29 protein-coding genes and 1 tRNA gene are annotated in these 25,964 nt (G+C 62.6%); 10 read left to right on the top strand and 20 right to left on the bottom strand.

The window, feature by feature from the left end; genetic code table 11:
- The first annotated feature begins 574 nt into the window (after positions 1-574).
- Genes ACZ9HU_RS14595 through ACZ9HU_RS14585 form a run of 3 tightly spaced genes read left to right on the top strand, consistent with a single transcriptional unit; the run spans position 575 to position 2,283 of the window.
- A complete protein-coding gene (locus tag ACZ9HU_RS14595) occupies positions 575-1,633 on the top strand; it encodes an ArdC family protein (protein WP_476105953.1) in 1,059 nt (352 codons plus the stop codon).
- A complete protein-coding gene (locus ACZ9HU_RS14590; RefSeq protein ID WP_476105952.1) occupies positions 1,630-2,040 on the top strand; it encodes a DUF2958 domain-containing protein in 411 nt (136 codons plus the stop codon). Before ACZ9HU_RS14595 ends, ACZ9HU_RS14590 begins: the two co-directional genes overlap by 4 nt.
- A gap of 3 nt (positions 2,041-2,043) precedes the next feature.
- Positions 2,044-2,283 carry an RNA polymerase sigma factor gene (locus ACZ9HU_RS14585; protein ID WP_476105951.1) on the top strand — a complete coding sequence of 80 codons (240 nt, stop codon included), beginning with the start codon at positions 2,044-2,046 and terminating at the stop codon, positions 2,281-2,283.
- A 127-nt stretch (positions 2,284-2,410) separates the two neighbouring features.
- Here ACZ9HU_RS14585 and ACZ9HU_RS14580 read toward each other — a convergent pair whose 3' ends face one another.
- Positions 2,411-3,328: a HEPN domain-containing protein gene (locus tag ACZ9HU_RS14580; RefSeq protein ID WP_476105950.1), complete on the bottom strand. Its 918-nt coding sequence runs from the start codon at positions 3,326-3,328 to the stop codon at positions 2,411-2,413.
- Between the two features lie 890 nt (positions 3,329-4,218).
- Here ACZ9HU_RS14580 and ACZ9HU_RS14575 point away from each other — a divergent pair.
- A complete protein-coding gene (locus tag ACZ9HU_RS14575) occupies positions 4,219-4,434 on the top strand; it encodes a helix-turn-helix transcriptional regulator (protein ID WP_476105949.1) in 216 nt (71 codons plus the stop codon).
- Between the two features lie 91 nt (positions 4,435-4,525).
- Here ACZ9HU_RS14575 and ACZ9HU_RS14570 read toward each other — a convergent pair whose 3' ends face one another.
- Both ACZ9HU_RS14570 and ACZ9HU_RS14565 read right to left on the bottom strand, forming a co-directional pair.
- Positions 4,526-5,749, bottom strand: a complete 1,224-nt coding sequence (locus tag ACZ9HU_RS14570) for a tyrosine-type recombinase/integrase (protein ID WP_476105948.1) — start codon at positions 5,747-5,749, stop codon at positions 4,526-4,528.
- Positions 5,750-5,966: 217 nt separating this feature from the next.
- A tRNA-Leu gene (locus tag ACZ9HU_RS14565) sits at positions 5,967-6,053 on the bottom strand.
- A gap of 227 nt (positions 6,054-6,280) precedes the next feature.
- Between ACZ9HU_RS14565 and ACZ9HU_RS14560 the strand changes: the two genes are divergently transcribed.
- Complete coding sequence (locus ACZ9HU_RS14560; protein WP_476105947.1) at positions 6,281-7,198, top strand: complex I NDUFA9 subunit family protein; 918 nt, start codon at positions 6,281-6,283, stop codon at positions 7,196-7,198.
- Here ACZ9HU_RS14560 and ACZ9HU_RS14555 read toward each other — a convergent pair.
- The 3 genes from ACZ9HU_RS14555 to xseA are packed head-to-tail and all read right to left on the bottom strand — an operon-like array spanning position 7,188 to position 9,730.
- Positions 7,188-8,021 (bottom strand): M23 family metallopeptidase, encoded by an 834-nt coding sequence (locus tag ACZ9HU_RS14555; protein ID WP_476105946.1) that lies wholly within the window; start codon positions 8,019-8,021, stop codon positions 7,188-7,190. The genes ACZ9HU_RS14560 and ACZ9HU_RS14555 overlap by 11 nt on opposite strands.
- The gene (locus tag ACZ9HU_RS14550) at positions 8,018-8,218 is read right to left on the bottom strand and encodes a DUF2093 domain-containing protein (RefSeq protein ID WP_476105945.1); all 201 of its coding nucleotides are present in this window, start codon (positions 8,216-8,218) and stop codon (positions 8,018-8,020) included. Before ACZ9HU_RS14550 ends, ACZ9HU_RS14555 begins: the two co-directional genes overlap by 4 nt.
- Before the next feature lie 18 nt (positions 8,219-8,236).
- Complete coding sequence (gene xseA, locus ACZ9HU_RS14545; RefSeq protein ID WP_476105944.1) at positions 8,237-9,730, bottom strand: exodeoxyribonuclease VII large subunit; 1,494 nt, start codon at positions 9,728-9,730, stop codon at positions 8,237-8,239.
- Between xseA and purD the strand changes: the two genes are divergently transcribed.
- Complete coding sequence (purD, locus tag ACZ9HU_RS14540) at positions 9,729-11,024, top strand: phosphoribosylamine--glycine ligase (protein WP_476105943.1); 1,296 nt, start codon at positions 9,729-9,731, stop codon at positions 11,022-11,024. The two genes, xseA and purD, sit on opposite strands and share 2 nt — an antisense overlap.
- 17 nt (positions 11,025-11,041) lie before the next feature.
- On the opposite strand, the gene ACZ9HU_RS14535 is transcribed toward purD, so the two are convergent.
- The 3 genes from ACZ9HU_RS14535 to ACZ9HU_RS14525 form a co-directional block, all read right to left on the bottom strand.
- On the bottom strand, positions 11,042-11,224 hold the full coding sequence (locus tag ACZ9HU_RS14535) for a hypothetical protein (RefSeq protein WP_476105942.1): 183 nt from the start codon (positions 11,222-11,224) through the stop codon (positions 11,042-11,044).
- 57 nt (positions 11,225-11,281) lie between these two features.
- Entirely contained in the window at positions 11,282-11,485 is a 204-nt protein-coding gene (locus ACZ9HU_RS14530) for a hypothetical protein (RefSeq protein WP_476105941.1), read from the bottom strand.
- Between the two features lie 315 nt (positions 11,486-11,800).
- Positions 11,801-12,796: an adenosine kinase gene (locus ACZ9HU_RS14525; RefSeq protein WP_476105940.1), complete on the bottom strand. Its 996-nt coding sequence runs from the start codon at positions 12,794-12,796 to the stop codon at positions 11,801-11,803.
- A 124-nt stretch (positions 12,797-12,920) separates the two neighbouring features.
- On the opposite strand from ACZ9HU_RS14525, the gene ACZ9HU_RS14520 reads away from it, so the two are divergent.
- Both ACZ9HU_RS14520 and ACZ9HU_RS14515 read left to right on the top strand, forming a co-directional pair.
- Positions 12,921-13,343 carry a hypothetical protein gene (locus ACZ9HU_RS14520; RefSeq protein ID WP_476105939.1) on the top strand — a complete coding sequence of 141 codons (423 nt, stop codon included), beginning with the start codon at positions 12,921-12,923 and terminating at the stop codon, positions 13,341-13,343.
- A gap of 163 nt (positions 13,344-13,506) precedes the next feature.
- Positions 13,507-13,848 (top strand): hypothetical protein, encoded by a 342-nt coding sequence (locus ACZ9HU_RS14515; RefSeq protein WP_476105938.1) that lies wholly within the window; start codon positions 13,507-13,509, stop codon positions 13,846-13,848.
- A gap of 146 nt (positions 13,849-13,994) precedes the next feature.
- Here ACZ9HU_RS14515 and ACZ9HU_RS14510 read toward each other — a convergent pair whose 3' ends face one another.
- Genes ACZ9HU_RS14510 through ACZ9HU_RS14475 form a run of 8 tightly spaced genes read right to left on the bottom strand, consistent with a single transcriptional unit; the run spans position 13,995 to position 19,800 of the window.
- The gene (locus tag ACZ9HU_RS14510; RefSeq protein WP_476105937.1) at positions 13,995-14,351 is read right to left on the bottom strand and encodes a HesB/IscA family protein; all 357 of its coding nucleotides are present in this window, start codon (positions 14,349-14,351) and stop codon (positions 13,995-13,997) included.
- A 1-nt stretch (position 14,352) separates the two neighbouring features.
- The gene (locus ACZ9HU_RS14505; protein WP_476105936.1) at positions 14,353-14,874 is read right to left on the bottom strand and encodes an SUF system Fe-S cluster assembly protein; all 522 of its coding nucleotides are present in this window, start codon (positions 14,872-14,874) and stop codon (positions 14,353-14,355) included.
- A complete protein-coding gene (locus ACZ9HU_RS14500; RefSeq protein ID WP_476105957.1) occupies positions 14,874-16,082 on the bottom strand; it encodes an aminotransferase class V-fold PLP-dependent enzyme in 1,209 nt (402 codons plus the stop codon). Before ACZ9HU_RS14500 ends, ACZ9HU_RS14505 begins: the two co-directional genes overlap by 1 nt.
- Positions 16,083-16,084: 2 nt before the next feature.
- A complete protein-coding gene (locus tag ACZ9HU_RS14495; RefSeq protein ID WP_476105935.1) occupies positions 16,085-16,807 on the bottom strand; it encodes a SufD family Fe-S cluster assembly protein in 723 nt (240 codons plus the stop codon).
- Positions 16,804-17,547, bottom strand: coding sequence for a Fe-S cluster assembly ATPase SufC (gene sufC / locus ACZ9HU_RS14490; RefSeq protein WP_476105934.1), 744 nt, complete (start codon positions 17,545-17,547; stop codon positions 16,804-16,806). Before sufC ends, ACZ9HU_RS14495 begins: the two co-directional genes overlap by 4 nt.
- Positions 17,541-17,861: a GIY-YIG nuclease family protein gene (locus tag ACZ9HU_RS14485; protein WP_476105933.1), complete on the bottom strand. Its 321-nt coding sequence runs from the start codon at positions 17,859-17,861 to the stop codon at positions 17,541-17,543. The genes sufC and ACZ9HU_RS14485 overlap by 7 nt, the downstream gene beginning before the upstream one ends.
- Positions 17,858-19,339, bottom strand: coding sequence for a Fe-S cluster assembly protein SufB (sufB, locus tag ACZ9HU_RS14480; RefSeq protein ID WP_476105932.1), 1,482 nt, complete (start codon positions 19,337-19,339; stop codon positions 17,858-17,860). The genes ACZ9HU_RS14485 and sufB overlap by 4 nt, the downstream gene beginning before the upstream one ends.
- Positions 19,336-19,800, bottom strand: a complete 465-nt coding sequence (locus ACZ9HU_RS14475) for an Rrf2 family transcriptional regulator (protein WP_476105931.1) — start codon at positions 19,798-19,800, stop codon at positions 19,336-19,338. Before ACZ9HU_RS14475 ends, sufB begins: the two co-directional genes overlap by 4 nt.
- Positions 19,801-20,233: 433 nt before the next feature.
- Here ACZ9HU_RS14475 and ACZ9HU_RS14470 point away from each other — a divergent pair, with 433 nt between their 5' ends.
- A complete protein-coding gene (locus ACZ9HU_RS14470; protein WP_476105930.1) occupies positions 20,234-21,283 on the top strand; it encodes a quinone-dependent dihydroorotate dehydrogenase in 1,050 nt (349 codons plus the stop codon).
- Positions 21,284-21,383: 100 nt separating this feature from the next.
- A complete protein-coding gene (locus ACZ9HU_RS14465) occupies positions 21,384-23,204 on the top strand; it encodes an AMP-dependent synthetase/ligase (RefSeq protein ID WP_476105929.1) in 1,821 nt (606 codons plus the stop codon).
- Positions 23,205-23,559: 355 nt separating this feature from the next.
- Here ACZ9HU_RS14465 and ACZ9HU_RS14460 read toward each other — a convergent pair whose 3' ends face one another.
- The 3 genes from ACZ9HU_RS14460 to ACZ9HU_RS14450 all read right to left on the bottom strand — a co-directional run bounded on the left by ACZ9HU_RS14460 (position 23,560) and on the right by ACZ9HU_RS14450 (position 25,962).
- Positions 23,560-24,288: a M23 family metallopeptidase gene (locus ACZ9HU_RS14460; RefSeq protein WP_476105928.1), complete on the bottom strand. Its 729-nt coding sequence runs from the start codon at positions 24,286-24,288 to the stop codon at positions 23,560-23,562.
- Positions 24,289-24,431: 143 nt separating this feature from the next.
- The gene (locus ACZ9HU_RS14455; protein ID WP_476105927.1) at positions 24,432-25,229 is read right to left on the bottom strand and encodes a ferritin-like domain-containing protein; all 798 of its coding nucleotides are present in this window, start codon (positions 25,227-25,229) and stop codon (positions 24,432-24,434) included.
- Positions 25,230-25,491: 262 nt separating this feature from the next.
- Entirely contained in the window at positions 25,492-25,962 is a 471-nt protein-coding gene (locus ACZ9HU_RS14450; protein WP_476105926.1) for a peroxiredoxin, read from the bottom strand.
- Positions 25,963-25,964 lie beyond the last annotated feature (2 nt).

Here is a 25,964-nt window from a genome sequence, read left to right as displayed (position 1 = left end):
TGATCCTTCGCACCAGTGCTAACACCAGAGCTAGCACCGGGGCCTAAATCCACACCGGATGGGCATCCACAAGGCGGCCGCTATCGGAGGCGTACGCCCCAAGGCCCCTCATTTAAACTTAGGGTTCGCCTCCCGTGCGCCCCCATGCGGGCGCTTAGAGGGTCATTACACTCATCAGCTACCTATGTACGTAGTTGTTTCTCGGAGATCATGGAGGCCCTCGCGCTTTGAAGGCGCGACCGTGCTCTACGGCGCCAGGGCCGCCGCCAGATCAAGCTGCGCCCGTTCCGGCCTTCGGTAACGATCACTGGGCCGAAAGGGAAATAGATCAGTTGACGCCGCGCTGCTGCGCGGCGGCGTTTGTGTGGTCTTCCCCTCGGAGCGCGGGTGAGCGGCGCGCCCTTTTGGGCGGGCCCGTCCGGGCTGCAAGCCGGGTCTTCGGCCCGGCTCCTCCACGTTGTTGCGGCCGGAGGTGCAGCCCGGACCTGTGGTCCCGCCCTGAATGGCGCTTGTGCCGCCCGCCCACGCTCCGGGGGAAGCCAATGTTGGTTTGGGGTGGCGCAAGGAGGATACCATGCGTCAGACAAGCAAAGGTTGCGTTGCGGGCGAGGGTGAAGCGCCGCGCGGCGGGAACCGTAATTCGCTTTACGATGAAGTGACGGCAAAGATCATCGCCCAGCTTGAGGCGGGGCGCTTTCCGTGGGTGCAGCCATGGGGGACGGTGGATGGTTCGGGGCAGGGTGGCCTGTATCCCGCGCTGCCGCATAATGCGCTGACCGGCAGAACCTATTCCGGCGTCAATGTGCTGTTGCTCTGGGGCAGCGTGATCGAAGGCGGTTATCCTTCCCAAGGCTGGCTGACCTTTCGGCAAGCGCTGGAAGCAGGCGGCATTGTCCGCAAGGGCGAGAAGGGCGTCTCGGTGGTCTATGCCGACCGTTTCACCCCGCAGGCCGAGAAGGCGCGCGCGCTGGAAAGCGGCGAGGATGCAAGATCGGTTCCTTTCCTCAAGCGCTTTACCGTCTTCAATGTGGCGCAATGTGAGGGGCTGGGCGAAGGGCACGGCCAAGGGCAGGGCAAAGAGCTGTTTGGTGATCCTGCGCCCTTGCCTGAGCGTGAGATGGTGCCGCTGGCCGAGGAAGTCATCACGGCCTCGGGCGTGCCGTTCCGCATCGGCGGAGCCAAGGCCTTCTATGTGCCCTCTGCCGATTATGTGCAGGTGCCCCCGCAACCGGCCTTCTTTGAACAGATCAATTATTACCGCACGGCCCTGCATGAGCTTTGCCATGCCACCGGCCATGGCTCGCGGCTGGATCGCAAGATCCTCAATCCCTTTGGCAGCAAGGACTATGCCCGCGAGGAACTTGTCGCGGAAATGGGTTCGGCCTTCCTCTGTGCGGCGCTGGGCATTGTGCCGACCGTGCGCCATGCCGATTACCTTGGTTCATGGCTGGAGGTACTGCGCGAGGACAACCGTGCCATCTTCCGCGCCGCCAGTCAGGCCAGCAAGGCCGCCGAATGGATGCTGGCAAGGCATGCCGAATACAGGGTGAGCAAGGACAGCAGGGATGCACTTCAGTCGGGGCCTGCTGAGCCGGAGCAAGGCTCCATCACCGAAGGGAGGGTGGCGGCATGATCCTCCTTCCCGAAAAGATCCGCGTGGCCCTGCTGGTCAATGGTGCCCTCCATAGGGTGGCGCAGCGTGACAACCTGCCCGCGCCCGATCCGGTGCCTGTGCTCAAACTGTTCAACCCGTGTGGTGCTGCAACATGGCTGGCGAGCGAACTGGACGAGGATGGCGATACCTTATTCGGGTTGGCCGATCTGGGTTTCGGCTGTCCGGAGCTGGGCTATTTCTCGCTGAACGAGTTGGCCTCTGTGCGTCTGCCTTTAGGTTTGCGGATCGAGCGTGACCAACATTTCTCCAGCCATCATTCGCTATGCCTATGGACACAGACCGCGCGGCGACTGGGTTCGCTCACCTGGGCGGAAATGTCCTTGAAGCGGAACGGTGATGTGCCCTACCGCAGCGGCAGGGCATAGGCCATGGGGCGCGATCAACAGCACCGGAGCCAGCCTCAGGATTGGGCCGCAGGGCAACGCCAGCGCCTGATCGCCCTGCTGGACACTTTGCCGATGGTGGAGAGGGCAGCCTACCTTCTGTCAGCCAGTGATGGCCTCAGCCATGGTGCCATTGCCTTCCGCCTTGGGGTGAGCATCCGAGAGGTAGAAAGTGCTCTGGCGGGGGCCCTGAGCAAGCTTACCGAGGGGCTGGAGGAGCCCTGACAGCAAGGCGACCGGCGTGGAAGCAGGGCAGGCGCGGAAAGGGTGTTGAGAGGCTGCGTATCGCCCCGTGGCGTGGGCGTAGGGGGCGAAAGCGGGGCAGATCGAAGGGGTGATGGCCAGCAGGCCATCACCCCTTCACGGCAGCTTCCAGTGCGGCGAGACGTTCCGTGCAGATGGTGTGAACGATGCGCCCGAGTTCCTCGACCCGTTCCCCCAGCCATGCCAGTTCCTCGGCGGTGATCCGATAATGTTTGGAGTAGCGCGCTTTGACGTAAGCGTCTTTCAGCTTCTCGAACAGGGCCCGATCCTTGCGCAATTCGCGGGGCCATGCTGCCACAAGCCGGAGGTCCAACCGCTCGGCCTGGGTGCGCAGGAAGGCGAGATTGTGATTGTGTGGCGAATACAAGGTGCTCACGAGAAGGACCGCGTGGAAGAGGCTCTCCGTCGCTTGATGGAGAAGGAACGCAGCCCGCTTACAATCTCCCCGCGACAGAGAGAATTTGAAGTTTTCTGAGAAACCGACTGCGTTCCCCATCCACTCCTCAAAATACTCCCGCGCCATATCGAGATTGGCCTGCGGTGTTCTGGGCATCGGCCTTGCCAACTCACGGTCATCAGACTCGTAGATCGCGATGCCTTCGTTTGCGATGTCCATGAAGAAGAACCGCCCATGGGCGAGACCGTCGTTCACCTGCTGAAGCGAATGGACGATGAAATTGACCGGGGTCCGCAACCGCCCGGCGATCATTTCCTCTATCAGCCTTTCGTCCGCGCGGGTCCAGTAGGCGGCCCGGTCAGCCAGTTCCTTCTGGCTGACGATGATCAGCAGGTCGAAGTCGGAACGATAGCCTTTGGCGGTATGAGGTTCATCCACCCAGCCGCCGCGCGCATGACTACCATACAAAAGAATCTTGACGATCTTCCCCGTCCTGCGCCTGCCGGTCGCCTCCACATGCGCGCCGTCGAATTCCTCGAACAGCAGTTGCACCACGCGCTCGAGTTCGCGCTGCTTGTGGGCCGGCAGATGATCGAGATCGGTCTTCATCACCTCATCCTAACAACATCTTGCATGGCCCACGCAACTGAATTGGCCAGCGGCAAAAAGGGGGCCTCGCTCCAGCGTGGCCTTCCAATCCCCAGGACACGCGGGGATTTACCCAAAGGGCCTTTGTCATCGGCTTCGCTCCGCCAAAGCCACCCGAAGGCGCCGCCCCTGCCATTGACGAATCATTCCATAAAGCCAGTGATTTGCCCACCCCCGAAAGTTCTTTGCGGGCGCATGGGACAGGCCCATGCGGGAGGTCGGACGCACGCCCAAAGCGGGCGTAAGTGTAATGGACCCTACGCACGGGTGCTGCTGCCAATTTCAGCATGAAAATCAGTATTTTGAGGCTGTGATACGCGTGGGACAGATTTTCGGTGCCGTGTTGTACAGTGCACACAAGCCTCTGGGTGCATGGTGCCAACAAGCTGAAAGAAAGCCGTTCTTTCCCGTAATACATGTACCACCCGGCATGGCAGGCGTTCGGTTGAGAAAGGGAATGCACCCCCCGGAATGATCGACCTCTCCGGACGTGCTGCCCGCCCCGAGATCGCGCAATGGGCCGGGATGCTGAGCTTGAAATGAAGGCCATGCACCTGTATCTTCAACAGCGCTTCATGACCCCGGCGAAGGTTTCTCCATAAGGAAGCTTTTGCCATGTCCAGAATGAATTTCCGTCCTGACAGCTTGCTGCATACCGCTTTGATGCGACCTGCGCGTGTAGCCGATCTCCTCTTATCGGGTCTGCTGCGTCAGTGGCTTGGCCGAGAATCGCAGCGCATTACAGTCGCGATTCTTCGCGATAGTGCCGCGTCCCACGCGCGTCGTTCCTGCGACTTCCCCATACTGTTCCCGGCCTGCGGCGGGCAGACCTTGCCAAAGGGATCTGTCCAATGACCAGCCACGAACGCATCATCCGTTTGAAAACCGTTCTTGCCCGCACCGGGCTGTCGCGTTCGACCGTCTATCGCAAGGTCGCGGACGGCAGCTTCCCCCGGCAGGTGCCGATCAGCACGCGCGGCACCGGCTGGTATGAGTCGGCTATCAACCAATGGATCCATGATCCGGCGGGCTGGCGAGCAGGCAATGCCCGGATAAGGGAGTCCTGAGGCTGTCATAGCCTGCCTCCGGGTAATTCGCATGAGCGGCTCAGGCGAACCAGCAGGTCATGCGAAAACAACCTAGAATCGATTGCCTTCTTCACGCGCAAGCCTTCTCTGACTGGGAAGGCTTGCTCTTTTTCGAAGCCCGCAATTGGTCGAGATGATCGCTCCACCACTGGTGCATTTTCACGCGTTCATCCCAGTAGCGGCCCCGGTTATAGATCCCGCGAATCGTGTTTGGGTCCGCATGTGCCAGCGAGCGTTCGATGGCATCGGGATTCCACTTCCCGCTTTCATTGAGCAGCGTGGAGGCCGTGGTGCGCAATCCATGCGGCGTCACTTCACCCGGCCCATAGCCCATTCGGCGGAAAGCCTGATTGATCGTATTCTCACTCAGGGGGCGCCGCGAAGTGTGGAAGGCGGGAAAGACAAAGCCCGTTGGCCCCGTCAACGGAAGGAGTTCCGCCAGATAGGCGATCACCTGCCGGGACAGAGGAACTTCATGCGGCAGACGCATCTTCATCCGCTCGGCAGGAACTTTCCAGACAGCTTCTTCCAGATCGAATTCCGACCATTCGGCCAGTCGCAATTCACCCGGACGCGCCATCACATGCGGGGCAATCTGCATCGCAATCCGGGTGACGGTATGGCCGGAATAAGCGTCAATGGCGCGCAACAGTTCGCCTACCTGCACCGGCTCCAGAATGGCCGCGTGATGCTTCGCTTTAGGCGTTATAAGCGCGCCGCGAAGAATCGATGTCGGGTCGGTTTCCCCGCGCCCCGTTGCGACCGCATAGCGAAAAACGCGACTGGCAAAGGATCGGCAGCGCCGCGCGGTTTCGTGCTTGCCCTTGGCCTCAAGTCGCTTGAGCGCACCCAGCACTTCGAGCGGCTTCAATTCTGCCAGCGGGCGGTCCGCAATCGGCTCCAGTTGCTCCAGCAGCCAGTTGGCCTTGGTGGTCGTCGTATCCGCGCGACCCTCTGCCACCATCTTGTCGATATACTCTTTGGCAATATCGCCGAAGCTGTTGGCCGCCTTGAACGCCGCTACCAGCTTGTCATGCTTGCGCTCAGCCAGCGGATCGCTTCCGGCCTCCAGTTTCCGTCTGGCATCGTCGCGTCTGCGCCTCGCGTCGGCAAGGCCTACCTCGGGATAGCGTCCCAGCGCCAGACGCTTCTGCTTGCCCATATGGCGATACTTGTAACGCCACAACTTCGATCCATTGGGATTGATTTCGAGGTAGAGGCCCCGGTCATCGGTGCATTGATAGGTCTTGTCCGCAGGGCGAAGGTTGCGGATCTGGAGTTCCTTGAGCGCCACGGCAAAGCTCCTCGGCTGGTGCGGGAACTGCCTGACCGGGCAATCAGAGGGCCATGGTGCCATCAGATTCAGGGTGGTGCCATCTGGCCCCCCTCATGGCACCACATGGCCCCGGACTGCCTGAAATAGCCTGACACGCCCCGGGAGTGGTGAGGCTCAAAAATCGCAGATTTTCGGGGGTTTGTCGATCCTCCCGGCCGCTGGCCGGGAGTGCAAATGGTGCCCAGGAGAGGACTCGAACCTCCACGCCCTTGCGAGCGCTAGCACCTGAAGCTAGTGCGTCTACCAATTCCGCCACCTGGGCACATTTGCTTTTTGGCACCGAGGCTTAGCTTCCTTTCGGTTGCTGCCCGCGCCGGGTAGGACCGCGCCTCTAAGCGCACCTTCGAATCCTGTCAACGCAAAAAGGAGATTTTTTTCGCGAAACTGAAAAGTTTTTTTGATCGCCCCCTTTTTGCCCTTTTGCCCTGATTGCGGCGGGGGGCGGTTCGCACCATCTTGAACCTGCACATTTCCTTGGGAGAAGCGGCGATGAGCGATGTTCTGCGCGATGCTCTGGTGGTGGTCACGGGCGGGGGCGGTTTTGTCGGGGGGCATCTGGCCCATGCGCTGTTGCGGGCGGGGGCGCGTTTGCGAATCGTATCGCGCCACCCGGAAAAGGCATGGGCGATTCGCGGACAGGGCGATCCCGGACAGGTCGAATTCGCCCGCGCGGACCTGCGCGATGGGCAAAGCGTGGTGCGGGCGCTGTCGGGGGCCGACGCGGTGGTCAATCTGGTGGGCCTGTTTTCCGGCCCTCTGGACGCGGTGCAGGGCAGCGGCCTTGAAAAGCTGGCCCGCGCGGCAAAGGAGGCCGGAGCGGGCGCCTTTGTCCATGTTTCGGCAATTGGCGCGGATGCGTCATCCCCCGTCCCCTATGCCAGCAGCAAGGCGGCGGGCGAGGTGGCCGCGTTCAAAGGTTTTCCCGGCGCGACAATCCTGCGGCCCAGCGTAATTTTTGGGCAGGATGACAATTTCCTCAACATGTTCGCACGGTTGATGCGAATGGTGGCGGGCTTGCCTTTGCCCGCGATCCTGCCGGTCTTTGTGCCCGATGGCCTGTTGCAACCGGTGCTGGTTGATGATGTGGCCTTGGCGATTGCGGCCTGTCTGTCCGATCCGGCGCGCCATGGCGGGCAAACCTATGAATTGGGCGGGCCAGAGGTCCTCTCGATGCTGGAACTCAACCAACGCATCGCCAAGGCATTGGGCAGGAAGATCCACCTCTTGCCCATGCCCGATCCGGCGTCGCGGATCTTTGCCGCATTGCCCGGAACGCCGATTTCGGCCGATCAGATCGCGCTGTTGAAAGCCGGCAGCGTGGCGGCCGATGGGGCAAAGGGCTTTGCGGAACTGGGCCTGACCCCGCGCCCGATGGGCCTGTTCCTCGACCACTGGTTCAAACCATAGGTCCGGCAAACAACATCGGGTCCAACCGCGCCTCGCGCCAGCGCATGCCCCAATGCAGATGCGGCCCTGTGGCGCGGCCTGTCATCCCCACCTTGCCGATGGGCTGGGTCTGGCTGACCCTATCGCCTTCGCGGACCAGCAGTTCGGAGGAATGGAGAAAGGCGCTGACCAGCCCCATGCCGTGGTCGATCATCAGCAAATGCCCCTCCAGCGTGAAGGGCGATGACGCGGCGAGCACCACAACCCCATCGGCCGGGGCCAGATAGGGCGTGCCGGTGGGCATCGCGACATCGCTGCCGGTGTGATAGGAACCGGGCGTGCCGCGATAGATGCGTTGAGAGCCGAAAAGGCCCGAAATCCGCCCCTTGATCGGCCAGATGAAGGTTTGTCGCCAGCCATCCGATGTCGCATCGGCGTGACGGGCGGCGTCGATCCTTGCGACTTCTTCGGCGCGGATGCGGGCATATTCGCCCTCCGGCATGGCGGGCGGGCGAAAGGGGGCGTTGATATTCTCCAGCCGCCACGCGCGCGGAGAAATATCCAGCCCCAGAACGGCTTGCGTTCCCCCCGGCGCCGATGCGGTCAATTTCGCCACGGGCGCCGCATCCCGGTCAAAGGCAACCAGAAAGCGCCCCATGGGATCGGTGGTCAAAGGCGCGCCATCCAGCGCCACCTGCCACCCTTTGGGTGCCTGTCCCTGCGCCCAGCCGCCTTGCGTCGTTTCGCCGCGCGGAAAGGTGATCGGCCCAACGTCGAGCGAAAACCCATGGGCCGCCACCGGCACAGCCGCCAGCCCGCCCAGCACCGCGCGGCGCGAAATCATCGACCCAAAAGGCGCTTTGTCGCCAATTCCGGCGTGGCATAGGCTTCCTGATGCTCCACGCTCCAATAGCGCAGGGATTCAAGCGGGATCGCCTCGCCCGAAACGGCGCAAACGACGTGGTTGCCGCGGGTCAGCATGGTGAAGCCATTGGGTTCATAGCGCAGCACCGCCGCGCGATCGGGAGAATTCATCAACATGGGCCTTCTATAGCATGATCAGCCGAACAAATCATCCTGCGCGGGCGGGGTGGTTTTGGCGCGGGGCGCAGGGGCGGGGCGTTTGGGCGCGGCGGGTTCGGCCTCGCGGGGGGCGGGAGTGTGGCCGGGGGTCACATCCATCACGCCGTCACGGAAATGCAGCGTCAGGCTGGATTCGCCCATGGCCGCCTCGCGATTGGTCAGCGTGCGCCCATCCGATGCCGTCACCCGGACATAGCCGCGCGCCAGCACATTGTCGGGATTGAGGCTGGCCATGATACGCGTCACCCCGTCCAGCCTTTGCCGGTCATGGCGCAGCCGCTGGGCCAACAGGGCGGGGTTCAACCTTTGCGCCGAAAGCCGCGCTTCGGCATGGCGCAGGCGGGATTGCAGCAGCCCCGGCGTCAAAGGCCCTGCGGCGCGTTGCAGGCGCATGCCCGCGCGCTGGGCGACATTGCCAAGGGCGCGACGCAAACGCTCGCTGGTTTCATCCAGCGCCTGCGCCTTGGCCGCGATCAGTTCCTCGGGCGTGGGCAAACGCTGGGCACGGGCCTCCAGCCTTTCGCGGCCCAGCACCACCGGGCGCACCACCGCGCGGCGCGAACGCAGGCCCAGGTCGCCGACAAAGGCGCGCAATTCCTCGCGTACCGGCACGGCCATTTCGGCGGCGGCGGTGGGGGTGGGGGCGCGCATATCGGCGGCAAAATCGGCCAGAGTCGTGTCGGTTTCATGGCCGACCGCGCTGATCACGGGGATCGAACATTGCGCAATCGCGCGGACCACGATTTCCTCGTTAAACGACCACAGATCCTCGATCGACCCGCCCCCGCGCCCGACGATCAGCACATCGGGGCGCGGGATCGGCCCATCGGGCGCCATTTCGGAAAAACCGCGCACCGCATTGGCCACCTGTTCGGCGGCGCCTTGCCCCTGCACCAGCACCGGCCAGAGAATCACGCGGGAGGGAAAACGGTCGGCCAGACGGTGGAGAATATCCCGGATCACCGCCCCCGTCGGCGAAGTCACCACCCCGATCACGCCGGGCAAAAACGGCAACCGGCGCTTGCGGCGTGGATCAAACAGCCCTTCGGCCTCCAGCCGCGCCTTGGTCTTTTCCAGCAAGGCCAGCAGCGCGCCTTCACCCGCGATCTCCATCTTGTCGATGACGATCTGATAATTGGATCGCCCCGGATAGGTGGTCAGCTTGCCCGTGGCGACAACCTCGACCCCGTCTTCGGGCCGGAAACCCAGCCGGGCGACATTGCCCTTCCACATCACGCCGTCCAGCCTTGCGCCCTCGTCCTTTAACGACAGGTACAAATGGCCCGACGCGGCGCGTTTCACCCCCGACAATTCGCCCCGGATGCGCACAAAAGAGAAGCGATCCTCGACCGTCCGCTTCAACAGCGCAGAAATCTCGGTGATCGAGAGGGGTTCTGCGTTGTCGCCGCGCGTCGCTTTCGCTACGAGCGCGCCGGAGAGATCATCATCGGAATCGAAAGAGGCAGGCATGAATATCCTTTTGCTGGGTTCGGGCGGGCGCGAACATGCTCTGGCGTGGCGTCTATCGCAATCCTCGGTTCTGGCAAACGGTGGAAAGCTTTTTGCCGCCCCCGGCAATCCGGGCATTGCCGAGCATGCGCAACTGGTGACGCTGGACGTGACCGATCATGGCGCGGTTCTGGCCTTTTGCGATGAATATCAGATCGGTTTCGTCGTGGTCGGCCCCGAAGCGCCGCTGGTCGACGGGCTGGGCGATGCGTTGCGCGGGGCGGGCGTGCCAGTGTTCGGTCCGAACAAGCTGCCCGCGCAGCTTGAAGGGTCGAAGGGCTTCACCAAGGATCTGTGCGCGCGGGCCAATATCCCGACCGCGGGCTATCAACGCGTGACCTCGCTGGAACAGGCGCTGGCCGTGCTGGATCAGTTCGGCGCGCCTGTGGTGGTCAAGGCCGACGGTCTGGCCGCGGGCAAGGGCGTGACCGTGGCCATGACCATGGACGAGGCGCAGGAAGCCGTGCGCGACATTTTCGCGGGCCGTTTCGGCCCTGTTGATGAAAATGGGGCCGAAGCCGTGATCGAGGAATTCATGGAGGGCGAGGAAGCCTCCTTCTTCGCGCTGACCGATGGCGCGACCATCGTGCCTTTTGCCTCGGCGCAGGATCACAAGCGTGTGGGCGATGGCGACACCGGCCCCAACACCGGCGGCATGGGCGCCTATTCGCCCGCATCGGTTTTGACCGCCGAACTTCAGGCCGAGGTGATGACCCGTATCATCGCCCCCACGGTCAAGACGCTGGCCGATGAAGGGATGCCCTATTCGGGCGTGCTGTTTGCGGGCCTGATGCTGACGCGTGAAGGGCCCAAGCTGATCGAATATAACGCCCGTTTCGGCGATCCCGAATGTCAGGTCATCATGACCCGTCTGACCAGCGATCTGGGCGAATTGCTCTATGCCTGCGCCACGGATCGTTTGGGCAGCATTGCCGCGCCGCAATTTTCCGATGATACCGCGCTGACCGTGGTGATGGCCGCCGATGGCTATCCCGGTACGCCGGCCAAGGATTGCCCGATTGCCGGGATCGATGCGGCCCAGGCCAACGGCGCCAAGGTTTTCCATGCCGGCACCGCGATCAAGGACGGCGCGCTGGTTTCGGCGGGCGGGCGCGTGTTGAACGTGACGGGCCGGGGCCACAACGTAACAGCGGCGCAGGCCGAAGCCTACGCCGCTGTCGGTGCGATCACCGCGCCGGGACTGTTTTGCCGTCGGGATATCGGCTGGCGCGAGGTCGCACGCGAAGCAGAATGATCTGCGTTCAATGACCCTTACGCATAGGCGGTAAAGGACGCGCCGGCCGGGCCGCTGGGGGGCGGCACGGGGGCGCTGCCGCCCGAACCGCCATTGGCCATGCCGGTGGCCATGGCGGCCGATGCGGCGGCCATGGCGGCCTGTGCTGCGCTATTGGCCGCGACGGCCGGGGCGGCGGGGCTGGAAATGCTCATCGTCATGGGGGCTATCCTCTGGATTTTGGGAAATGGGGGCTGGGAAATACTTGTGGCTGCGCCTCAGGCGTAGGTGCTGAAACCGCTGAACCCGTCATTGGGCTGACGTGGCTCGGTCTGGCTGGGGTCCAGAACGCTGGGCGGGTCAGCCTTGGTCATGGCGGTCGCTTTTTCGATCGCCGGGGTCAACGGCGTTGCTTCATAAGCCGTCCGGCTGGCCGGGGTGCCGTGTACTACCGGAGAGACGGGCGATACTCCTGCGGTCATGGGTCCTGTTCCTGTTAGTTGACATCCTGTTTCGGCCAGATTGCCTCTGACCGGTTCTTTGCGCGTCAACCAACATCACCGGGCTTGCCCCGCCCCGGTAAACGCATGTTCTTTGGCGCGCATACGACAGAACGAAAACCCCCGGACCTTTTTAAGGCCGGGGGCGAAATTTTTTTCAGATTTTTTGAAACGGGCGGTTTTACGGCCTTAGAGCGATTTCCGTTCAAGCTGACGCGAACGGAAAAGCGACGCTCAAGCGCCGCGCGGGCTAGTCGCGTTTTCCGATCCCGAATGATCGGAAAACGCTCCAACGGGTCACCCGATGACCGAGGCCGTCAGCGCCTTGAGGTCGGCTTCGGGACGCGCGCCATAGTGCGAGATCACCTCGGCCGCGCAAATCGCGCCCAGCGTCAGGCACTTTTCCAGATCCATGCCGCGCACATGGCCGAACAGGAAACCGGCGGCAAACAGATCGCCCGCGCCGGTGGTGTCGACCACGGCCTCGATGGGCTGGGCCGGGACATGGGCGGTTTCGCCGCGACGGACGGCATGGGCGCCCTTTTCGCTGCGGGTGACGACGACACAGGGCACCTTGGCGGCAAGCTGGTCCAGACCTTCGTGGAAATCCTCCAGCCCCGTCAGCGCGGCCAATTCGTGTTCATTGGCGAACAGGATGTCGATCTGACCCTCGGCGATCAGCGCGCGGAAATCATCGCCGTGGCGGGCAATGACAAAGGCGTCCGACATGGTGAAGGCCACTTCGCGACCCGCGCCGCGTGCGGCGGCAATGGCGCGGCGCATGGCGCGGCGGGGTTCTTCGGGGTCCCACAGATAGCCTTCGAGATAAAGCACGCGCGAATCGGCGATCACTGCCTCGTCCAGAGCGTCGGCGGGCAGGAACTGGCTGGCGCCAAGGAAGGTGTTCATCGTGCGCTGACCATCGGGGGTGACAAAGATCAGGCATTGCGCGGTGGCGGGTTCGCCATTGCGGACCGGCGTGTCGAAACCAATGCCGCCCGCGCGGATGTCATGGGCAAAGACATTGCCGAACTGATCATCGGCGACTTGCCCGATAAAGGAGCATTTGGCGCCAAGCTGGGCCAGACCCGCCAGCGTGTTGGCCGCGCTGCCGCCCGAAATCTCGCGTGCGGGGCCCATGGCGGCGTAAAGTTCACGCGCCCGGTCCGGGTCCACCAATGTCATGCCGCCCTTGGCCAGCCCCAGGGCCGTGATCTGATCCTCGGACGCGGGGGCCAGAACGTCGACGATGGCGTTACCGATGGCGATGACATCGATGCTGGGCTGGGACATGGGTGTGCAATGCTTCCTGCTGTGGTTGGTTGCCCTTGCCCTAGCGGCGGCGCGGCGGGGCGACAAGCGGTTTGGCCGCATGTGGCATTGACAGGCCCCATGCGCGGGGCAAGAGCATGCCGCCATGCGCTTGTCCTTTGCCCTGCCGATCCTGTTGCTCCCGCTTATCGCCGCTTGCGGTGAACAAGGGCCGGTGGCCAGCACGCCACGTCCATCGGCGCGGCCATCCGGGCGGGCGGCTGTGCCGGTGGCGCCGCGCCGTCAACCGGTGCCCAATGCGGTGATCCATGCCGCGCCTGGGCTGGAAGGGGTGATTGGCGCCCGCTCGGCGGATCTGAGCCGTTTGTTCGGCCCGCCGCGGCTGGATGTCGTGGAAGGCGATGCGCGCAAGCTGCAATTTGTCGGCCCCGCCTGCGTTCTGGACGTTTACCTTTATCCGCAGGGGACAGGGGGGGAAGTGCGCGCCACCTATGTCGATGCGCGGCGCAGCACCGATGCGCGCGATGTGGACCGGGCGGCCTGTGTGGCGGCGCTGCGCCGGAAATGAACACTTTGATATAAAACGCGACATTTGTGAACAAACGAAGTGCGCATTTCCAAATAACGCTTCATCGCGTCTGACAATCTGGTTCATTTGGCGGCAAGGCACGATTCGTCATTTCGGTCCAAGGGGATACCGACGGGGGCGCAAACCGAAAGGAATGCACCAAATGCCGAACTCGATTAGCGATCTGCCCGCCAACAATCCGGCCCGACTGAACCCGGATGATGCCGAAGCGCTGCTGGCTATTAATGCGCATCTTCGTTCACCATCACCGGAATGGGTGAGTTTTATTGGTGAAACGCTTTCCCACTGGCTGGTGGAACAGCGCGCGCCTGAAGGCGTCGTCGACGATGCCAAGGCCATATGGTTGATCGACCGGATCGACGAGGATGGCGAGGTCAATTCGCCCGCCGCGCTTAACCTGTTGCGCCGTTGCTGCGTCAAGGCCCAGCGCGTGCCCCAGCGCTTGATGCAATATCTGCAGATGCAGGAGGCGAGAATGGCTTGAAATGCCCCGGAGGCCCATGAGGGGGCCTCCGGATTTTGGTTGGGTGCGCTTCAGGCGTCCGCCTGAAGCTTGCGGCGCAGACAAATCGCGGAGGCGATTTGTCAACTCATCAAAGAATCCGCGACACGGATGTGTCACCGCAAATCTTAAACCGTAAAGCTTTCGCCGCAGCCGCAGGTGCCCTTGGCATTGGGGTTGTTGAACACGAAACCGGCGGTGAAATCATCCTCCACCCAATCCATCGTGCTGCCGATCAGGTACAGCACGCTGGCGCTGTCGATGAAGAACAGGCCGCCGGGCGTCTCGATCTTTTCATCCAGCGGGCTGGCCGCGTCGATGTAATCGACCGAATAGGCCAGACCCGAACAGCCCCGGCGCGGGGTGGACAGCTTGACGCCGATGGCGCCTTCGGGCGCTTCGCTCATCAACTTGGCCACGCGCGCCTCGGCATTGGGCGTCAGCAGGACGGCGGCGGGGCGGGGCTTGCGCGTGGTCACGGTCATTTTACAGCATCCCCAATTCGAGGCGGGCTTCATCGCTCATCTTGGCCGGGTCCCATGGCGGATCCCAGACAAGCTGAACATCGGCGTCGCGAATGCCCGGAACCGCCGAGACGCGGAGTTCGACCTCACCCGGCATCGATTCGGCCACCGGGCAATGCGGCGTGGTCAGCGTCATGGTGATGCTGGCCGAGCCTTCGGGCGTGATTTCCACGCCATAGATCAGGCCCAGTTCGTAAATATTGACCGGGATTTCCGGGTCGAAAATCTCTTTGAGCGCGTTGATCACGCCCTCATACAGCTCGCCGCCCGGTTCGTGCGGGGTCAGGCCCGTGGGCTGTTGCGAAAGGAAACCTTCGAGGTAATCGGCCTTGCGCGCAACCTTGTCGGCGATCTTTTCGATCTCGCCATCGGCGCCAAGAGCAGGGGCGGCGGCAATGTCCACCCGCGCGCGCGGCGGGGTGGGGGCGTCATTCACTTCCTCCACGGTGAAGCGGGGGGTGTCATCGGAAGTCGTGTCAGTCATCAGCCGAAGATCCTCTTCGTGCGTTCAATGCCGGCGATCAGCGCGGCAATATCGCTTTCGTCGCTATACAGGCCAAAGCTGGCGCGCGCGGTGGCGGGCACGCCAAGGTGGTCCATCAAAGGCTGGGCGCAATGGTGCCCGGCGCGGATCGCCACATTGGCCTCGTCCAGAATCGTGCCAAGGTCATGCGGGTGAACCCCGTCGATGGCAAAGCTGACGATCCCGGCGCTGTCCTCTGGGCCGAACACGGTGACGTCATTCATCGCCGAGAGCGCGCCGCGCAGGGTTTTGACCAATCCGGCCTCATGCGCATGAATGGCGGGCAGGCCGATGCTCTGCACATAATCGACGGCGGCGGCAAAGCCGATGGCCTCGATTATGGCGGGGGTGCCGGCCTCAAAGCGCGTGGGGGCGGGGGCCCATGTGGTTTTTTCAAAGGTCACGCGGTCGATCATCGATCCGCCGCCCTGCCACGGGGGCATGGAATCGAGGATTTCCGCCCGCGCCCAGAGCGCGCCGATGCCGGTCGGGCCATAGAGTTTATGCGCGGAAAAAGCGTAGAAATCGACGCCCAGCTCCGCCACATCGACGGGCAGGCGCGGCACGGCCTGACACCCATCAATCAGGATTTTCGCACCCACGCCATGGGCCAGAGCCACGGCCTGTTCCACGTGAAGCACGCTGCCCAGCACATTGGACACATGGGCCAGCGCGACCAGCTTGTGCGCAGGCGTCAGGATACGCGCGGCGGCGTCCAGATCGATCCGGCCATCATCGGTCAGCGGGCAAACGTCGATTTCGACCCCCACCCGGTCGCGCAGCAATTGCCAGGGCACGATGTTCGAATGATGCTCTAGCGTTGAGATCAGGATGCGATCTCCGGCGCGCAAATGCGCTCCACCCCAGCTTTGCGCGACAAGGTTGATCGCCTCGGTCGCGCCGCGGGTGAACACGATCTCGTCCTCACGCCCGCCGATGAAACCGGCCACTTTGCGGCGGGCCTCTTCATAGGCCAGCGTCATATTGGCGCTGCGGGCGTAAACGCCGCGATGGACGGTGGCATAGTCGCGGCCCATGGCGTTGACGGTGGCGTCGATCACGGATTGCGGCTTTTGCGCGGTGGCGCCGCTGTCCAGATAGTGCCAGCCACCTGCCAACCCCGGAAAATCGCCGCGGATTTTCGCCAGATCAAGGGTGAGGGTTTCCACGCTCACAGCAAAGCCTCCAAAGCGGCCTGTGCCTGCGCGATCAGATGGTCTTCTTCGCCCGCCCCGTCAAAGGCTTCGGCGATAAAGGCCTGCAGCATCAGCGCCTTGGCGCGGGCCGGTTCGATCCCGCGCGCGGCCAGATAGAACAACCCGTTGGCGTCCAATTCGCCAATCGCGCAGCCATGGGCGCATTTGACGTCATCGGCATAGATTTCCAGCTCGGGCCGCGCATTGGCCTGCGCCGTGCGGTCCAGCAGCATCGCGCGCACCGATTGTTCGCCATCGGTGCCATCCGCGCCCTGCGCCACATAGACCTTGCCCAGAACGCTGGCCGTCGATGTGCCGCCCGCGACGGAGCGGATCATCTGATGGCTGGTCGCGTTGGGTTCGATGTGGCGGACGGTGGTAACGATTTCGGCGGTCTGGTCGCCGCTGCTCAATTGCACGCCGCCCAGTTTGAAATCGGCGCCTTCATGCAAGGTCACTTCGATTTCGATGCGGGCATAGGCATTGGCGGTGTTGAGCACATGGACCGCCGCCTGCGCTCCGGCCTCCAGCACCAGGTTTAGTTGCACCACGCCGCCCTTGTTGACGATGGCGCGGGCAAAGCTCTCGCCCGCCGCCACGGTGACCTTTTCCGCCGCGGGCAGGGGCCAGAGCTTTTCCAGCGCGGCCAGATCGGCATAGCGCCAATCCTCCGCCTTTCTGGTGGGCAGAGTGCTCATGCCACGACGCCTTCGTAGCCGCCTTCTTCGAGTTCGAGCGCCAGTTCCGGCCCGCCGGTCTTGATGATGCGGCCCCCGGCCAGAACATGCACGAAGTCGGGCTTCACATAATCGAGCAGGCGCTGATAATGGGTGATCAGCAGCACGGCCTTGTCAGGCTTGCGCATGATGGCGTTGATGCCCTCGCCGCAGATGCGCAGCGCGTCAATGTCGAGGCCGGAGTCCGTCTCGTCCAGAATCGCCAGCTTGGGGTCGAGGATGCCCATCTGGACCATTTCGGCGCGCTTCTTCTCGCCGCCCGAAAAGCCCACGTTGACCGGGCGCTTCATCATTTCCATGTCCATCTTGAGCAAGCCAGCCTTTTCCTTGGCCAGCTTGAGGAACTCGCCACCCGACAGCGGGGGCAGGTCATGGAACTTGCGCTGGCTGTTCAAAGCCTCGCGCAGGAATTGCAGGTTCGACACGCCGGGGATTTCGACCGGATACTGGAAACCCAGAAACAGGCCCGAAGCCGCGCGTTCATGCGGATCGAGCGCGAAGAGATCCTGCCCGTTGAACGTGGCCGAGCCTTCGGTCACTTCATAGCCCGGACGCCCGCCCAGCACATAGCCGGTGGTCGATTTGCCCGCGCCATTCGGCCCCATGATCGCGTGCACCTCGCCCGCGTTGATGGTGAGGTTGAGACCCTTGAGGATCGGCTTGTCCGCGACGGAGGCGTGGAGGTTTTCAATGGTCAGCATACTTTGTTGTCCTGAGCGTCTGCGGGCATGGCCTCACCTCGAAACTTGGGCCAGCGATTGTAACCAACGGTGGGGTCATTGGACCGGAATTCAACGATAGCCCTACGTTCCATTTCATCGACTTCAGCTTTGCTTGCGCTTTCAGATTCCCACAAAATATCGCGGGTAATCGTAAAACTCATGCGGTCCTCACGGGCGAAATCAGCAGCGATGAGATCACTTGATGCACTACCGAAGTAGTTAATACTGTCGGTTACATCTTGCCCGATGTAGATTTTGCCGTTCGGGTAGGTGATGCGGTAAATGACCTTCACCCCACGCTCCCCTCAAGGCTGATGCCCAAGAGCTTCTGCGCTTCCACCGCAAATTCCATCGGCAGTTGCTGCAAGACCTCCTTGGCGAAACCGTTGACGATCAGGGCCACCGCGCTTTCCGTGTCCAGCCCGCGCTGCATGGCGTAGAAGAGCTGATCGTCGGAAATCTTCGACGTGGTCGCCTCATGCTCGATGGTGGCGGTGGGGTTGCGCACCTCGATATAGGGCACGGTATGCGCGCCGCAGGTCTTGCCCAGCAGGAGGCTGTCGCACTGGGTGAAATTGCGCACGCCCTCGGCATTGGCGCCGACGCGGACCAGCCCGCGATAGGTGTTCTGGCTGTGGCCCGCGCTGATGCCCTTGGACACGATGGTCGAACGCGACCCCTTGCCGTTGTGGATCATCTTGGTGCCGGTGTCGGCCTGCTGATAATTGTTGGTGACGGCGACCGAGTAGAACTCGCCCACGCTGTCCTCGCCGTTCAGAACACACGAAGGGTATTTCCAGGTGATGGCCGATCCGGTTTCCACCTGCGTCCACGATACCTTGGACCGCTTGCCCTGACACAGCGCGCGTTTGGTCACGAAGTTATAGATGCCGCCCTTGCCATTGGCATCGCCGGGATACCAGTTCTGAACGGTGCTGTACTTGATCTCGGCATCATCCAGCGCGACCAGTTCGACCACGGCGGCGTGAAGCTGGTTTTCATCGCGCATCGGCGCGGTGCAGCCTTCGAGATAGGAGACATAGGCTCCACGATCACACACGATCAGCGTGCGTTCGAACTGGCCGGTGTTTTCGGCATTGATGCGGAAATAGGTCGACAATTCCATCGGGCAGCGCACGCCCTCGGGCACGTAAACAAACGTCCCATCGGAAAACACCGCGCAGTTCAAGGCGGCAAAATAATTGTCCGCCATCGGCACCACGCGGCCCAGCCACTTTTTCACCAGTTCCGGATATTCGCGTATCGCTTCGGAAATCGAGCGGAAGATCACGCCCGCCGCTTCCAACTCCTTGCGGAAGGTGGTGGCCACCGAAACCGAGTCAAACACCGCGTCCACCGCGATTTTGCGCGCGCCCTCGACACCGGCCAGCACTTCCTGTTCGGCCAGCGGAATGCCCAGCTTTTCATAGACGCGCAGGATTTCGGGATCGACCTCGTCCAGCGACTTCGGCCCATCCTTTTTCTTGGGCGCGGCCCAGTAATAGGCTTCCTGATAATCGATCGGCGGAATGTTCAGCTTGGCCCAATCGGGCATCGGCATGGTCAGCCAGTGGCGATAGGCCTTGAGCCGCCATTCCAGCATCCATTCCGGCTCATCCTTCTTGGCGCTGATATAGCGGACCGTGTCCTCGGAAAGGCCCTTGGGGCCATATTCCTGCTCGATATCGGACACCCAGCCGTGTTCATATTCGGCCACCTTTGCGGCAGCCTCACGTGCGGCCTGATCCTTGATCTCGATATCTTCGCTCATTGCACCATTTCCACACTGTCCTGCGGCGCCATCAACCGGGTCAGGGGAACCCCCGACAAGGCCAGGCGCAGCGCCTCATTCACCACCGGCCAATGCGGGCGCACACTGCAACCCAGCCCCGGCGCGCAATCATGGCTGATCCCTTCGACGCAAGGGGTCAGCGCAATCGGCCCTTCGACCGCTTCGACAATATCGGCAAGGCTGATTTGCGAGGCATCGCGTGCCAGCCCAAGCCCGCCGCCCGCGCCCCGCGCCGAAGTCAGCAATCCGGCCGCGACCAGCCGGCTGACCAGCTTTTGCACCGTGGGGGCAGGAAGGCCCGTTTCCAGCGCCAGTTGCCCGGCATTGGAACGCGCGCGCACCTCGCCATCGCCAACGGAATCGGCACCCGCAACGCCACATTGCCGGGCCGCGGCCACCATTGCCACCACTGCGTAATCGGCCATGCTGGACAATCGCATTGTCCGGTTCCTTCTTCGTCCGTTCCTGACCCGATTCAAATAAGACCGAATCAATCCGATTTAAAGGCCCCTAGGACTTTGCCCCCGCGCGGGCAAGTGGCAAGGCGGGCGGTTTATAGGGGTGAAGCGCGTAGAGGCGGAAAAATCAGCGCGTAAAAAAACGGCCCCCCCAACGCATGGGAGGGCCGCTTGAGTTTCGAGAACTCTGTGGCAAACACCACGAGCCCTTCGGGTCGCAAGGAGGCAGTTAGAGCATTGCGCGAGATGTTAATTGTAAGATTGCGTCAATTCCGCCGGTGAATTTTAGGTAAATTTGCGGTAAAGCTTTCTGTGCAAAGGATTTCACCAACAATTGTCTGACAATCGTGCCGCGCGGATGGATCGGTTGTGGAGAATCGACAAATCCCGCGCTTCTTGTCATAGGCTCCGGCCCATGACCTATGCCCTGATCCGCAAAGCCCTGTTCTGTCTGGATGCCGAAACCGCGCATGGAATGGCGCTGGCTTCGCTCAAATATCTGCCGATTGCGGGGGCCCCGGTCGCGCCCGGCGGGCCTTTGACCAGCACGGTGGCGGGTCTGACTTTCCCCACGCCTGTCGGCATGGCGGCCGGTTTTGACAAGGATGGCGAAGTGCCCGACGCGCTGCTCGGCCTTGGCTTTGGCTTTGCCGAGGTAGGCTCGATCACGCCCTTGCCGCAATCGGGCAATCCCAAGCCGCGCCTGTTCCGTCTGGAGGAAGACCGCGCCGTCATCAACCGCATGGGCTTTAACAATGGCGGGGCCGAGGCTGCGGAAAAGCGCCTGCGTGCGCGCATGACGCGTGGCGGGATTGTCGGCATCAACATTGGCGCCAATAAAGACGCGACCGACCGCATTGCCGATTACGCCTATGGCGCGCGGATTTTTGCGCCGTTGGCCTCCTATCTGGCGGTCAATGTGTCCAGCCCGAACACGCCGGGCCTGCGTGCGCTTCAGGACGAATCGGCGCTGACCGAATTGCTCGATGGGGTGATCGCCGCGCGCGATGAAACCGGCCACAAACCGCCGGTGTTCCTGAAAGTCGCCCCCGATCTGGAACCCGCCGATGTCGAGGCCATCGCCCGTATCGCCATCTCACGCCAGCTTGGCGCCTTGATCGTCAGCAACACCACGATCAGCCGCCCGCCTCTGGCCAGCCAATATGCGGGCGAAACGGGCGGCCTGTCGGGCGCGCCTTTGCGTGATTTGGCGCAGCAGCGGATGGTCGATTTCCGCCGCGCCACAGGGGGTCAGATCCCGCTGATCGGCGTGGGCGGCATCGCCAATGCCGACGATGCCTATGCCCGCATCCGCGCAGGGGCGTCGCTGGTTCAGCTTTATTCCGCCATGGTTTATGAAGGCCACACGATTGCGGGCAAGATCGGCGCCGGGCTTTCGCGCCTGCTGACCCGCGATGGTTTTGCCAATGTAGCCGAGGCGGTCGGGGCCGATGTCCCGCTCTGAAGCAGGGCTTTTTCTTACTCCCCTTGCGACCACCCATGGCAGGGCCTAAATCAGGGCCAAGAACAGCCTGAAGCACTCCCCTGGGCAGAGGACGAATTCCTTGCGTATCGCCGATATTGAAACCAGTCCGAATCTGGTCACGCTGTTTCTTTCGCGTGCCGATTTGCTGGCCGATCGCCCGTTTCTGCATGCCAAGACCGCCGACGGGTGGCAATCCATCACCTGGGCCGAGGCGGCGCGGCGCGTGGTCCTGCTCGCGCAAAGCCTGGTCCGGCTTGGCTATACGCGTGGTGAGCGGATCATGCTGGTGTCGGAAAACCGGCCGGAGTGGTGCATCGCCGATCTGGCGATCATGGCGGCGGGATGCATCACGGTCCCGGCCTATACGACCAACACCGAACGCGACCATTTGCACATTCTGGAAAATTCCGGGGCGCGCGGGGTCATCGTTTCGACCACGAAACTGGCCAAGCCATTGCTGCCCGCCGTGCTGCGTTCGGGACAGGCCAATCACCTGATCGCGATGGAACCGCTGGGCATGGCGCAGGCCGGGGCGGTGGAATATCACGATTGGGCATCGATGCTGAGCGGCGATGCGGCGGCGGCCCGCGCCGCGGTCGAAGCGCGGATGAGCGGCATTTCACGCGCCGACACCGCCTGTATCATTTATACCAGCGGCACCGGCGGCGCCCCGCGCGGGGTGATGCAGCATCACGGGGCGATCCTGCACAATGTTGCGGGTGCGGCCCATGTCATCGTCGAGGATTTCGGTTGGGACTCCACTGGAGCGCAGCCGGAAGTCTTCCTCTCCTTCCTTCCGCTCAGCCACGCCTATGAACATTCGGCGGGGCAATTCTTCCCCATCGGGCTGGGCGCCCAGATCTGGTATGCCGAAGGTCTGGACAAGCTGGGCAGCAATATCGAGGAAGTGCGCCCGACCATCATGGTCGTCGTGCCGCGCCTGTTCGAAGTGTTGCGCACCCGCATTATGAAGCAGGTGGAAAAGCAGGGCAAACTGGCCGCCGGGCTGCTGGACAGCGCGGTGTCGCTGGCCGCGCGGCGCGGGGCGGGCAAGGGTAAGCTGCTCGATTGGCCGCTGGACAAGGTTTTGGAAAAGCTGCTGCGCCCCAAGATCCGCGCGCGTTTCGGCGGGCGGGTCAAGGCATTGGTGTCGGGCGGCGCGCCGCTGAACCCGGAAATCGGCCTGTTTTTTCAAGGCGTCGGCCTGACCCTGCTGCAAGGCTATGGCCAGACCGAAAGCGGCCCCATCGCCAGCGTTAACCGCCCCAGCACCGGCATCAAGATGGACACGGTGGGCACCCCGCTCCACGCGACAGAGGTGAAGATCGCGGCGGATGGCGAAATCCTGCTGCGCGGCGAATTGGTCATGCATGGCTATTGGCGCAACGAGGCCGAAACGGCGCGGGTGCTCAAAGATGGCTGGCTGCACACGGGCGACATTGGGCACATCGACGCGGCGGGGCGGATCGTCATCACCGACCGCAAAAAAGACATGATCGTCAATGACAAGGGCGACAATGTTGCCCCGCAAAAGCTGGAAGGCATGCTCACGCTCCAGCCCGAAATTGCCCAGGCGATGGTGATCGGCGACAAGCGACCCTACATCGTCGGCCTGATCGTGCCCGATGCGGAATGGTCGCGCGAATGGGCGGTGGTCAATGGCCACCACGGGGCCGATGTCCGCGCGCTTCAGGAATTGCCCGCCTTCCGCGCGGCGATCCGTGAGGCGCTGGACCGGGTCAATCGCGACCTGTCCGTGATCGAAAAGGTCCGCCAGTTTGCCTTCGCCGACGAGCCTTTCTCCATCGACAATGAGGAAATGACGCCCTCGCTGAAAATCCGTCGGCATAAGCTGAAGGAGCGGTATGGGGCGCGGTTGGATGGGTTGTATAAGGGGTAAGCTTGGAGGCGGGGTATTTGCCTCCGGCGGGCAAAGGGCGGGGGCCCTTTGCAAACCCGATAATGGGGTGGTGACAAGATCGCGGCGTGGCGGGTGTTAATTTTAAAGCCTGCGGCGCGGGAGCCTTGCGGCCGTACGGGTTGGCCGAAAGCATGGCGCAACGCAGACAGTAACGGGAGCGCGAGGGTCTAGCCCCTCGCATCAATCCCTATAATCGCTGCGAACAAAGAAAAAGCGGCAGTTTCCCGCCGCTTTTTCCGCATCCTCTCCAAGATGCTAATGCCTGTTGGGCTTGTTTGCCGCCCTTCTTTCTCAGGCTTGGTTATCCCGAAAGGCCATGTAACTCTTGTATGAGTTATTCGCCGTCTTCGTCACTCTTACCGTGATGCGCGATAGAAGCAAGCGCCAATTGCGGATTGCCTTCGCCCTGCAGGTAGGGGATCGGATTGACCGCCACGCCTTCGACGCGGACTTCGTAATGCAGGTGGGGGCCGGTCGAACGGCCGGTGGTGCCGACAAAGCCGATCAGGTCGCCTTTGTGGACCATCTGGCCATCGGCGACGTTCAGGCGCGACAGGTGACCATAGCGGGTCTGCATTTCGCCGCCATGTTCGATCGAGATGAACAGGCCGTACGAGCTGAACCAGTCGGCGCGGCTGACGACGCCATCGGCGGTGGCATAGACGGGGGTGCCGGTGGGGCTCGACAGGTCGATGCCCTTATGCATCCGCATACCGCCCAGAACGGGGTGGCTGCGCATGCCGAAATCGCTGGTCAAACGCAGGCCATCGAGCGGCGAGCGCGAGGGGATCGACATGGCGCGGTTGACGATGCCGGCGACGCCGCCGTTGTTGTTACCGATGGTGGCATTGACCAGCTTGTTGCTGTTGCCTTCCATCGAACGCCAGGACGAGAAGAGCTGGCGGAAATTCTGATCGCCATTGTCCTGCGAGATCGGCGCCTGGGCAGCGCGGAGCGGAGCGGCAATATCAGCATTCGCAGCGCTGTTGGCCAGAGCCGGTTGGGCCACAACGGCCGCAAGAGCGCCGAGAAGAAACTTGGCAGAGATACGAAGCGCGACCACTCCAAAATACCTTATTCTTGCGCCCTTCGACCCCCCAAATGGCCGTCAGACATGGGAAATGACACCCATGGATTTCCACGGGCAAGAAATTGTTGGAGATGGTCGGAACCCCCCGCCGTCTCGTGAGTTTGTGCTATCTCAGGTCAGTCGCGGCTGGCAAGCGCCTCATACGCGTTGCGCGATAGACCGGCAGACAGGCGCGCTGAGTCGTTGAACGGTGGCTTAACGGCGCCTTTGAAATAACGCGTAACCAGCGACTGCCACCGTTCATCGGCAGAATCGCCCTGCTCGTCTGCGACCTTGGCAAAGTGGTCGGAACCATAGCGGACATGCCGGATTTCATCGGCCAGAATGCGTTCGAGTATGCGCGCTCCGGCCTCGTCGCCCGACGCCCGAACGCGGTCCAATGTGGCGGGTGTCACGTCCAATCCGCGCGCCTCCAGCACCATCGGAACCACGGCCAGACGGGCCGCGACATCATGCATCGTCGCCTCGGCCGATTGCCATAAACCATCATGCGCGGGCAGGTCGCCATAGGCCGCGCCCATCCGCGCCAGATGCCGGTCGATGATGGCGTAATGCATCGCCTCATCCGCCGCGACGGTCAGGAAGTCGTCGACAAATTTGCGCCCGCGCTGTTCGCCAAACCGCCCGGCCATGTCCAACGCCAGATCGATGGCAACAAATTCGATATGCGCCAGCGAATGCCACAGCGCGATCCGCGCCCGCTCTGACCCGCCACGCCCGCGTTTGGGCATGCGGTTGGGGGGCAGGAGTTCGGGCTTATCCGGCCTTGCGGGGCGGTCGGGCATGGCGGCGCTGAAATTCCACGCCAATTGCCCCTTGCGCCATGCGCGCACCAGTTTGCGCGTCGCCATCACCTTATTGCGAGGGTGGGCGGTGAGTAGGGCGTTGCGGATGGATTCGGACAGGGATTGCATCGGGCGGCGTTAGAAAAGGATGATGCGAGGGTCTAGACCCTCGCGCTCCCGTTACTGTCTTTGTTGCGCATTGGGGGCGATCATGGGTGTTGGACGCACCGTCTGAATTTTAAAGCCTGCGGCGCATATCAGCGCAACCTCGCCGCGCCGCAGGCTTTCAAAACCACCAACACCGCCGCCAGATTACTCACCACCCCATTATCGGGATTGCAAAGGGAGCGAGTCCCTTTGCCCGCCGGAGGCACCCCTTCCCCCTAAATACTCACCCCTTCACCGCTTCCAAAACCTCCTGCGCATGGCCCTTGACCTTAACCTTGCTCCAGATGCGTTCGATCACACCGTCCGCCCCGACCAGAATCGTCGTGCGCACCATGCCCATATAGGTCCGCCCGTAATTGACCTTTTCGGTCCAGATGCCCAGCGCGTCGGACAAGCCGCCCTCGGCTGCGTCCGACGCGAGGGGGGCGGTCAGATTATGCTTGGCGATGAATTTGGCGTGCTTGGCCGGCAGGTCTTTCGACACGCCCAGAAGGGCCACACCGGCGGCCTCAAATTCGCCCGCAAGCGCGGAAAAATCGATGTTTTCCGTCGTGCATCCGGGCGTATCGTCCTTGGGATAGAAGAAGATCACCAGCCGCCGCCCGGCAAAATCAGAAGGTTTCACCACGCCGCCATCGGTGGCGGTCATCGCGATATCGGGGATCTTTTCGCCCACGCCGGGAAAGTTGCTCATGC

Source organism: Novosphingobium sp. Sphag1I (genome assembly GCF_056279125.1).
Note: the sequence above shows the minus strand (reverse complement) of the source record. Positions and strands in the feature narration are given on the sequence as shown.